Source organism: Sorangium sp. So ce363, assembly GCF_051520435.1.
Classification (GTDB): Bacteria; Myxococcota_A; Polyangia; order Polyangiales; family Polyangiaceae; genus Sorangium; species Sorangium cellulosum_B.
In genome coordinates, this window is record NZ_CP150333.1 from 7,365,858 (window position 1) to 7,376,721 (window position 10,864).

Sequence of the window (10,864 nt, forward strand, 5' to 3'; positions counted from 1 at the left end):
AATCGCACCGTGGCTCGTCCCCACTCCCGTGGCTCATTTCGTCCTCGCAAGAGCCAGGCGCACGGCGATGGCCGACGTCGGGCGCGCGCCCGCAGCGGCGTGAGCCTCGCGTCCGCCCCCTCGAGTCCGGTTGACTCGACTCGGTGACTCATCGACCATGTCGTCATGGTCCCCTTCGTTGCCTTCATTCCGCTGTCGAACTGGCTGCGGGGCTTCGATCGCTACGGGATGCGTTACTCGAAGGCGTTGATCCGCGAATCGACCTTCCCCGACGCTTTCTACATGCTGAAGGAAGACGAGCCCTTTGCGCCCGGGCTCCAGAAGGCGCGGAGGCTCGTGACGAGGCTCGGACGGCCGAAGGATCGCGTCGTGGCGCTGCGGGCGCGGCTCCCCGTCGGGCCCGACGCGATGCGCCCGAACGACGTGACGGGCACGGGCATCGGCTGGCGCTGGCCGTCGAGCGAGATCCCCTTGAGCGGCGTGGCGTGGGTCGATGCGCATGGCGCCCTCGTGCCCACCCGGCACGAGGAGATCACCGCGGAGGCCTTTCGCCTCGATGGCGCCGGCCTCATCGACTGGGCGAGATGCCGGCCACGGAGCATCTCGGTGCTGCCCGTCGCGAATGCTTGCCAGGCGCGTTGCGCATTCTGCTTCTCGAAGGCGAGCGCCTCCGATCTCGCGCGCCAGCGGAGCGCCACGCTGGAGCGCTACCTCGACTGGGCGAAGCGCGCGAAGGAGCGCGGCGCCGAGCGCGCCGTCATCACCGGCGGCGGCGAGCCGACGTTGCTCGATCCCGAACGACTCCGCGCGCTCGTTCGTGGCCTCTCCGAGCTACTACCGAAGACCCTCCTCATCACGAACGGCGCGCGCCTCGACCTCGCGCAGGTCGAAGAGCTCCGGGACGCAGGGCTCACCACCCTCGCGGTGAGCCGGCACGGCGTGACGCGCGAAGACGACGCGCGCATCATGGGGATCGAGGTCGACTCCGGCGCGCTGGGGAGCGCGCCGGGCCTCCGCACGCGGGCCATTTGCGTGCTCCAGCGCGGCGGCGTCGACGACGCCGCGAAGGTGCGCGCCTACCTCGAACGGAGCGCCGAAGAGGGGTTTCAGGAGGTGTGCTTCAAGGAGCTCTACATCTCGAGCCTCTCGGAGAACCCGTGGGCGCCGAGCGCGGCCAACCGGTATTGCGAGGCAAACCAGGTGCCTCTCTCGCTCGTGCTCCACACGCTCGCGGGCCTCGGCTTCGAGAGATGCGCGGAGCTCCCCTGGGGGAGCCCGGTCTTCGAAGGAACCATGGGAGGCCGCGTGCTCCGCGTGGCGGCCTACACCGAGCCATCGGTCGGCTGGGAACGGACACATGGCCTCGTCCGCTCGTGGAACGTGATGGCGGACGGGTCCTGCCTCGCCTCCCTGGAAGATCCGAGCTCCACGTTATGAAGCACGAAGCGTTTCTCGCGCGCCGCGCGGAGCTCAGGGCCACGCGTCCTTCGCTCGTCGATCTCTCGGAGCTCAACGTTTACCGGAGCCTCGCGCGTCTCTTCCCGGCCATCGCGCCCTCGACCCACCTGGAGGCGCCGTATCGCTGTCACCTCGCGGAGCGGTTCCTCGCGCACCTCGATCTCCCGCAGGCGCTCAAGCCACGCACGCAGGTCAGCCACGGTATCCGTCGCTCGCTTCGCGCGTTGTTCGGGCTCCTCGCGAAGCGGGAAGCGCGCGTCGGCGTCCCCGCCGACGTCTACCCCGTCTACCAGCAGCTCGCGGCCGAGGCGGGAGCGACCCTCGTCCCGTGGAATGCGCGCCTCGGGTTACCTGCGCTCGACGGGCTCGACGCGGTGTTGATCTGCGAGCCCCTGAAGCCGTGGGGCTCGCACCTGTCGCCGCTCGAAGCGGCCCAGCTCCGGCGCTGGGCGCGCGCGGACGAGCGGCGGATGCTGATCCTCGATTCGGCCTATGCGACGCCGCCGACGGAGCAAGCACGGGCGCTTCTCGACGACGAGAGCGCGATCCTCCTCGCCTCGCTGTCGAAGGGCTGGCTGATCCCGGATCACGCGGGGCTCTGCATCGTGCCCGAGCGTTTTCAGAAGGAGGCGCGAGACGCCTTCGCGAAGCTGCCGAAGGACGAGCCGCGGGTCCGAATCGGGTACGCGGCGCTCACCGAACATGCCTCGCGCCCGCGGGAGGTCGGCGCGATCCTGGGCGAGCGCGCGCGCAGGCTCGACGCGCTGACGAGCGCGAGGCCCGATCTGAAAGCTTCCCGGTGCATCGGCTACTTCGCTATCTCGGCGAGGTCGTTCGGGGAACTGCTCGAGCTCGGGATCCTCGGCGTGCCTGCGCCGGTCTTCGGCGGGCCCGAGGACCTCAGCGTGCTCTCGAGCCTCGAAAGCCAGGAAGCTCGCTGAGCCACGGCGCTCGGTGCATGGCTACTTGTTGAGTTGGCGTCACCTTTCCATGAGGGCCGGATCGCATCTTGGTTGTGCGATCCCTGTAGGCTCCCTGTAGGGCGGCTCGCGCCAGGCGCCTGTCCATGCCTGTCAAGTCTTTTCGGCCGCACGCTGGGCGACCGAATTTGGCCCCATCCCTCCCCTCCTTGTGATCCTATCGGCGACGCTGGTCGCGGGCGCCGCATCCTGCGCCCTGCTCGCGTCTGCCTATGGCCGAGGTGCTCGCCGCATCGCTCGCGTTCCCTGCCGTGATCTTCACGGTCGCGCTCGCGCTCGCGCTCATCTACTGGCTGTTCGTCCTCCTGGGCGCGGTCGACCTCGACCTGCTCGGCGGCGCCCACGGCCACGCCGCCCCCGACCTCGGCGGGCTCGAAGGCGCCGCCAAGGGCTCGCTCGAAGGCGCCGCCAAGGGCGCCCTCGAAGGCGCCGTCAAGGGCTCGCTCGAAGGCGCCGCCAAGGGCCCGCTCGAGGGCGCTGCGACGGGCACGGCGGACGGGGCCGGCGGCGCGGAAGATGCCGGCTCGCTCCTCGCCGCGCTCCGGCTCCACCGCGTGCCGGCGACCGTGACGCTCACGCTGATCTCGGCGTTCGGCTGGTTCACGAGCGCCCTGTCGACGGTGCTCGTCGAGCCGCTCTGGCTCGGCTGGGGGCTGCCTCGCTGGACGCTCGGCGTCGCGGTGCTCGCCGGCTCGCTCGCCGCGGCCGTGCTCTCGACCTCGCTCGCGGTGCGGCCGCTCGGCCCGCTGTTCGTGACCCGGCACGGCCAGTCGAAGAAGGATCTCGTGGGCCGCGTGTGCGTCATCTCCACCGGGCGCGTCGACGAGCGCTTCGGTCAGGCGACGATCGACGAGGGCGGGGCGAGCCACATCCTCGACGTCCGGTGCGACACGCCCGGCGCGCTCCGCCGGGGCGACCGCGCGCTGCTCGTGAGCTGGGACCCGGACCGAGAGATCTTCAGCGTCGAGCCGCTCGACGCCCTCCTCGGCCCTCCCCCTCCCCTGGCCGAGCGGGGTGCGTCCCGCGTGGAAGCACGCCCGGCCGGCGTCGAGGAGGACGACGCGCCCGCGGCGCGCGCAGCGGACGAGCGGCAGCGCCGCGGCTGAACGCCGGCGCGGGCGCCGCCGCTGAACGCCGCTGTCGGGCGGGCGGTTTCGTGTACGCTCATCCCCTAGGGGGCGTCATTCGGCCCCCGACCCGGCTCTGAGCGGGCCTGGCCGTCCGACCCTCACCGACGTGAACGCGGGGGCCGGCGCCCTCCCCTCCACCGAAACGCGAAGGAGCTCCGCGTGCCCCCTGTGACCGTCCCCTTAATCATCGTCCTCGTCGGCGTCCTCGCCTTCGTCGCCCTCGGGATGCTGGTGATGTACGCCAAGTTCTACCGCCAGGTGGATCAGGGCAAGGCGCTGATCATCAACACGAGAGGCCAGGACCCCATCGTCACCTTCACCGGGACGCTGGTGCTGCCGATCATCCACCGCGCCGAGTACATGGATATCTCGGTCAAGACGATCGAGATCGACCGGCGCGGCAAGGAAGGCCTCATCTGCAAGGACAACATCCGCGCGGACATCAAGGTCACCTTCTTCGTGCAGGTGAACAAGACGCAGGACGACGTGCGCACGGTCGCGCGGACCATCGGCTGCGTCCGCGCGTCGAACCCGGAGACGCTCGAGCAGCTCTTCGCCGCGAAGTTCTCCGAGGCGCTCAAGACGGTCGGCAAGCGGCTGAACTTCGAGGACCTCTACAAGGAGCGGCAGAAGTTCAAGGACGACATCATCGACGTCATCGGCAAGGACCTGAGCGGGTTCGTGCTGGCCGACGCGGCGATCGACTACCTGGAGCAGACGCCCATCGAGCTGCTCGACAAGGACAACATCATGGATGCCGAGGGCATCCGGAAGATCACCGAGCTCACGGTCGCGCAGAACGTGCTGACGAACGAGCTCCGCCAGAAGGAGCGGATGGAGATCGGCAGCCAGAACCTGAACTCCGACGAGGCCATCTTCCGCTTCGAGCAGCGCCGGGCCGAGGCCGAGGCGAAGAAGGCCAAGGAGATCGCGGTGGCGCAGGCGCGCGAGCAGAACGAGGCCGCGCGCATCGTGAGCGACGAGCGCAAGAAGACGGTGCTCCTCCAGGAGAAGAACGACGAGGAGGCCTTCGTCGCCCGCGAGGCGAAGGAGCGCGGCGTCTCGGTCGCCCAGAAGAACAAGGAGCGGGAGGTCGCGGTCGAGACCGAGCGCGTCGAGAAGGCGCGTCAGCTCGAGATCGTGAGCCGCGAGCGCGACGTGACGCTCCAGCAGATCGCGCGCGAGAAGGAGCTCGAGCTCCAGAAGAAGGACATCGCCGACGTGGTCCGGGCGCGGATCGCGGTCGACAAGACGGTGGCCGAGGAGGAGGAGCGCATCAAGGACGTGCGCGCGGTGGCCGAGGCGACGCGCCTCAAGGACGTGACGCGCATCAACGCGGAGGCCGAGGCGCAGGAGCAGCTCGTCAAGCAGCTCAAGGGCGCGGAGGCGAGCGAGGAGGCGGCGAAGTTCCGGGCGCGCGAGAAGCTCATCACGGCCGACGCCGAGCTCGAGGTGAGCGACAAGGCCGCGCGCGCGAAGATCCGCCTCGCCGAGGGCCTGCAGGCCGAGTCCGCGGCCGAGGGGCTGGCGCGCATCCGGGTGAAGGAGGCCGACGCGCAGGCGATCGAGAAGCAGGGGTTCGCCGAGGCGCGCGTGGCGCTCGAGAAGATGAACGCCGCCGCCGCCGGCGAGGAGAAGCAGGGCCTCGCGCGGGTGATGGTCAAGGAGGCCGAGGCGATGGCGATCGAGAAGCAGGGGCGCGCCGAGGCGACGGTCGCGAAGGAGCGGCTCCTCGCCGAGGCGGCGGGCATCGAGCAGAAGGGGCTCGCGGCCGCGCGGACGCGCGAGGCCGAGGCGCTCGCCCTGGAGAAGACGGGCCTCGCCGAGGCGACCGCGATCAAGCAGCGGCTCCTGGCCGAGGCGGCCGGCACGGCGGAGAAGGCGGCGGCGATGAAGGCGCTCGACGGCGTCGGGCGCGAGCACGAGGAGTTCCGCCTCCGGCTCGAGAAGGAGCGGGCGGTGGAGCTCGAGTCGCTGCGCATCCGGGCCGAGATCGCCAAGGCGCAGGCCGAGATCCTGCACGGGGCGTTCGAGCACGCGAAGATCAACATCGTCGGCGGCGACGGGGCGTTCTTCGATCGCTTCGTCAAGGCGGTCACACTGGGCCAGTCGGTCGACGGGCTGGTCGACCAGAGCGCGACGGTGCGCGCCCTGGCCGGCGACTACCTGAACGGCAACGCGAGCGTCACGGAGGACCTGAAGCAGCTCGTCGCGCCCGGGGGAAAGCCCTCGGAGGGCACGCTGTCGGGGCTCCTGACGTCGCTCCTGCCGAGCGCCGACGCCGACGGGAAGAAGAAGATCGAGGCGCTGGCCCAGAAGGCGCGTGAGCTCGGCATCGACGAGCTCGCGAAGCTGCGCACCCCGCGCGCCTGAGCGGCGCTCCCGCTTCGGATACGGGCCCACCTCGACGTTTTCGGTGCTCGGCGTACTTAAGTACGCCTGCGCGCCGAAAACGCCGATCTGGGCCCGTCTCCTGTGCGGGAGAGCACCGCTCGGAGACGGTGCGGGTGGGAGAGAGATGATCGGCAGTCGTCGATCGCTACCGACCTCCCACACCCATCAAGACACGGATCGCTACTTGTTCCTCGTCACGTGGATCACGGCGGCGAGGCACATCTCGTCGAGCGTGCTCTCGCCGAGGTGCACGTCCACCGGGCCGGGGAGGTGCTGCTCCTTGAGCGCCTTCGCGAGGAATGGATTGCTGTTCGAGTTGTCGTACGTGCAGCGCATCGTCAGCAGGTCGCCGCCGCGGAGGCGCGGGAGCTGCTCGATGGGAGCGTCGTAGTAGAACCCGCGCTGCCACGAGAAATCCCACCTCGGCGTCTGCACCAGGCACTGCTCCGCAGGCGCGTCGGCGGCGCCCTCCTCGCGCTCGAGGGTGACCTTCATGTCCGTGCCGACATAGTGCATGTGCGTGCCGGCGCCATAGAGGTACGTCTCCGAGAGAGATACCGCAGCGGGCATCCTGAACTGCATGGTCTCGACATGATCCGTCTCGCCGGCGGGGATCAGGAACTCCACGCCATCCGCGTCGTTCGGCCCGGGGAGGAGGCCGCGCCCCTGCGCGAAGGGAGACTCGAAGTTGCCGATCAGCGCGATGCCCATGAGCCACTCCGGCACGCCCTGGGTGAAGCGCAGCTGGAGGCGCGTCGCGTCGGGCTCGGCGGTCGTCCCGGCCGGGTGATAGTGGACCTGCATCACCAGCCGCGCCCCCGCGGGCAGCTCAGCGCCGATGTTCGGTTCGAGCTCGATGGGGACGCCCCCCGGCGCCCACGCGGCGACGAGCTCGCCCGAGAACCCGGGGCCGCCAAAGCAGTCGTATCCGCCGTGCTCATCCACGAGCGCGTCGGCCGCGCCATCCCTGTCGATGAACACGAGCGCGTGGTGCACGACCTTGCTGTTGCCCGGCACGAGGTGCACGCCGTTGATGTACCGCGTCTCCGTGAGCCCAGGATCCATCACGAAACACCGGAACTGGTCGGCATCGCCGCTCGCGACGAACGGCTCCTTCGGCGCGACCTCCAGCTCGACGCCGGGCAGCCCCGGCGCCTCGGCCACGAACGGGGGCGGCGCGTCCGCCGGATCCCCCTCGGGAGCCCCCGAGGCGGCCCACGCCTCGAGGACCGCTATCTCCTCCTCCGTCAACCGGAGATCGTCCTTCCAGCCGTGAGGAGGCTGGCACTCGTCCGTCTCCATCGCACCCCACGGCGGCATCGTGCGCTCCCGCGCCGAGCGCGCGAGCAGGCTGGCCACGCCGTGCGCGGAGTCGTACGCCGTCAGGCTGAACGGGGCGATGTTGCCGGGAGAATGGCAGCTCATGCAGTGCTTCTGCAGCAGCGGCTCGACGTCTCGATGGAACGTCGGAGACGCCGCCGTGGAGCCCGGCGCTTCCTCGCCGGAGCACCCGAGAAGGAACCCCGGAACGAGCGCAAGCAACGTGAGCGCGCCAGATGTCGAAATTCGCATGGTACCCCTTTTCGATAGCCCGCGTGGTACGTGTTCTGAGCCGTCGAGAGGGCAGCGCGGCGGCCCCAGGCGAGCCGCCGCGCTCCCGTCGCCGTCAGGGCTCGCGCTGGATCAGTGGACCTCGTTGTGGCACGTGGCGCTGCAGTCGTCGCCGCTCGCGGTGTTGCCGTCGTCGCACTCCTCGAACGCCGTCTGCCGCACGCCGTCGCCGCAGTGCGGGCCGAACACGCAGCCCGGAGCGCACTCGCCGTAGCCGCCGTCGTTCTCGCCGTCGTCGCACAGCTCGGGCGGCGCCTGGGTCACGCTGTCGCCGCAGCGCGGGCCGTACACGCAGCCCGGAGCGCACTCGCCGTAGCCGCCGTCGTTCTCGCCGTCATCGCACTCCTCGCCGAGCTCCCGCTGCACGCTCCCGTCGCCGCAGACGGCGCCGATCCGGCAACCGAGGCAGCCCATGCTGCCGTCGTTCACGCCGTCGTCGCACTCCTCGCCCCACGCGTCCTGGGTGACCCCGTCGCCGCACTTCGCCGCGTCGCCGCACTCCGGCGTGCACCCGCCGTAGCGGCCGTCGTTCACGCCGTCGTCGCACGTCTCGTTGGGCTCCTGGACGACCGCGTCGCCGCACCGCGGCCCGATCACGCACTCCGCCGTGCACCCGCCGTAGCGGCCGTCGTTCACGCCGTCGTCGCACTCCTCGCCGAACTGGCTGTCGATCTCCTCGTCCCCGCAGCGGGGAGCCGCCACGCAGCCCGGCGCGCACGCCTCGGAGCCATAGCCGCCCAGGTTGGTGCCGTCGTCGCAGATCTCGTACGGCGAGGTCGTCACCCCGTCGCCGCAGTAGAGCCCCAGCGTGCAGCTCGTCGAGCATTTCCCGTACCCCGGGCCGTTCTCGTCCTCGTCGTCGCACTGCTCGTCGGGCGTGACGATGCCATCGCCGCACACGGGCTCGCAGACGGACGAGGCCGCGTTGAAGCCGCCGAGCGTCAGCTTGTAGCTGGATGCCGTGGTGTGGCGCTCCGCCTGGAACACGACGACCTCGTAGACGCGCCCCTCCGTGAGGCCGAGGTCATCCATGCGCACCGTCCCGCGATCGTCCTCGACGCCGGCGACCTCGCCGGTCCCCATCGGGGTGTGGATGCCGCCGAGGTCGATGCGGAGCCGGTTGTTGATGAACACCCAGACGTCGTCGTCCCCGTAGAAATCGAGCCGCTCCCCGCCGTGGTACTCGAACCAATAGCGGACCTCGCTCGTGAAGTAGAAGTTGTGATTGCCCGCCACGGCCCAGTCGTTGAACGGATCGCGGGCCTCGCGGTTCGCCTCGCGCTGCTCCACGGGCACCGACGGGTCCTGCCAGCCCTTGCCGTCGAGCGGGAAGAACAGGTGATCCTCGAAGAGGAACACGCCCGACGTCCCGACACGCGCGAGCGGGAGCCAGCCCACGACCGTCTTCGAGAGGTCCGAGTCGTTGTACCAGCGATTGAAATCGGTGGCGTTCGTGAGGAAGGCATTCGGTCGCGCCGCGGCGAACTGGGGCTTGTTGTCGGCGCCGAGCGCGCTCTGCACGATGCCCGTGACGATGGCGTCCGGCGGGTTGGAGTCAGGCTCGAAGTTCGGCGCCTCGTGCTTGAAGTCGCGGTACACGATCGGCACGCGGAGCTCGTCGCCCAGGGTCGAATCGTTCCTGCAGCTGTACCCCGGCTCGATCGTGCACCCGCGCGAGCAGCCGTCGCCGCTCCTCGTGTTGCCGTCGTCGCACGCCTCGTCGCCGAGCCGCAGCCCGTCGCCGCAGGCCGACGAGCACCCGCTGTCGCCGCAATCCGGCTCGACCTGGCAGAACGGCGTGCAGCCGTCGCCGAGGTTGGCATTGCCGTCGTCACACGGCTCCGAGCCCTCCCTCTTCCCGTCGTTGCAGAGGGTATCGCGGCAGACGTAGCCGCCGGGCGCGGACTGGCACACGAGGCCAGGCTCCCACTTGCAGGTGGCGTCGCACCCGTCGCCATTCGTCGTGTCGCCGTCGTCGCAGTCCTCGCCCGCGACGACGCGCCCGTCACCGCAGACCGCCGTGCAGCGGCTCCCCGCGCGCGCGCAGTCGAACCCGGCCTCGAGGCCGCAGGTCGACGAGCAGCCGTCGCCCGAGAGCGTGTTGCGGTCGTCGCACGCCTCGCCCACGCCGATCTGGCCGTCTCCGCACACGACCGTGAACGTGCAGTGCACGCCGTCCGGGCACTTCCAGCCGGCCTCGACAAGGCAGCTCGGCGAGCAGCCGTCGCCGGGCTCCGTGTTCCCGTCATCGCACCGCTCGGTCGGCCGCAGGCGGCCGTCGCCGCAGCGCTCGACCGGCTTGCAAGGCTGCCCGGGGACAGGGCACGTGACGCTGCCGGGGTCCTCCAGCGCGCAGACCTCGGAGCACCCGTCTCCGGACACCGTGTTCCCGTCGTCGCAGCTCTCCCCGCCCGAGACGCGCGCGTCGCCGCACGAGTGGAGCCGGTAACACGGCTCCCCCGGCGTCCGGCAGATCCAGTCGCCCGGCTCCCTCTGGCAGCGATCGTCGCAGCCGTCGCCCGAGGCGGTGTTGCTGTCCTCGCAGCTCTCGCCGGGCTCCACCGCCCCGTTGCCGCACGCGATCGTCGTGTGACAGAGCTCCCCGGGCTCGCAGACGCAGTACGGCTCCACCTTGCAGGCGCCAGAGCAGCAGTCCCCGGGGAGGCTGTTCCCGTCGTCGCACGCCTCGCTCCCCTGGTTGATCTCGCCGTCGCCGCACGCCGGCTCCACCGCGTCGCACTCCGGCGGAGGATCCGGCGATTCGCAGGGATCGCCCCCGGCGCCCCCGCTCCCGCCCGATCCGACCGTCATGAAGCCGCCGAAGCTCCCGCTGCTGTCCTCGCCGCCGGTGCCTGAAGCCCCGCCGCCGCCCGCACCGCCCTCGCCGCCGCCCGTGCCGCCCTCGCCGCCGCCACCCTCGCCGCCGCCACCGCAGGCGACGAGCGGACCGGCGAGCACGACGAGGAGCACGGAAGTAAGTCTCTTTCCCAAGCCCATCGACGCCACCATCCCAACTTGCTTCAGAAGGTCGTCACGCTGTCCATGCCACGCCGCGAGGCGCCTCGAACGACGAGGTGCGCCGCTGGAGGCAAAGTGAGCGCACGTCGCACAGGCGCGCGCTCGCATCGACATGTGGGTCGCCCTCGTTCCCGCCTCATCGCAACGCAGCCACCCGCGTGGAGCAAGCGGATTTCACGGTATAGCGGGTTCCCGACGCGCCGCCCGCCGGGACGCGACGGAATCCGCGGGCGGCGCGGCGGCATGGCGGCGCGACGGCGGCGGCGCTCGGGC

6 protein-coding genes are annotated in these 10,864 nt (G+C 70.7%); 4 read left to right on the plus strand and 2 right to left on the minus strand.

The genetic code is table 11. The features are described from left to right. Positions 1–165: 165 nt before the first annotated feature. The 4 genes from WMF12_RS27600 to WMF12_RS27615 all read left to right on the plus strand — a co-directional run bounded on the left by WMF12_RS27600 (position 166) and on the right by WMF12_RS27615 (position 5,941). Positions 166–1,437, plus strand: coding sequence for a radical SAM protein (locus tag WMF12_RS27600; protein WP_437850212.1), 1,272 nt, complete (start codon positions 166–168; stop codon positions 1,435–1,437). After that, complete coding sequence (locus tag WMF12_RS27605) at positions 1,434–2,399, plus strand: hypothetical protein (RefSeq protein ID WP_437850213.1); 966 nt, start codon at positions 1,434–1,436, stop codon at positions 2,397–2,399. The genes WMF12_RS27600 and WMF12_RS27605 overlap by 4 nt, the downstream gene beginning before the upstream one ends. Positions 2,400–2,650: 251 nt before the next feature. Then, a complete protein-coding gene (locus WMF12_RS27610) occupies positions 2,651–3,544 on the plus strand; it encodes a glycine zipper family protein (protein ID WP_437850214.1) in 894 nt (297 codons plus the stop codon). A gap of 183 nt (positions 3,545–3,727) precedes the next feature. Beyond that, complete coding sequence (locus WMF12_RS27615) at positions 3,728–5,941, plus strand: hypothetical protein (protein ID WP_437850215.1); 2,214 nt, start codon at positions 3,728–3,730, stop codon at positions 5,939–5,941. 201 nt (positions 5,942–6,142) lie between these two features. Here WMF12_RS27615 and WMF12_RS27620 read toward each other — a convergent pair whose 3' ends face one another. Further along, positions 6,143–7,534, minus strand: coding sequence for a hypothetical protein (locus WMF12_RS27620; protein ID WP_437850216.1), 1,392 nt, complete (start codon positions 7,532–7,534; stop codon positions 6,143–6,145). A 111-nt stretch (positions 7,535–7,645) separates the two neighbouring features. Beyond that, entirely contained in the window at positions 7,646–10,570 is a 2,925-nt protein-coding gene (locus tag WMF12_RS27625; protein WP_437850217.1) for a DUF4215 domain-containing protein, read from the minus strand. Between the last annotated feature and the right edge of the window lie 294 nt (positions 10,571–10,864).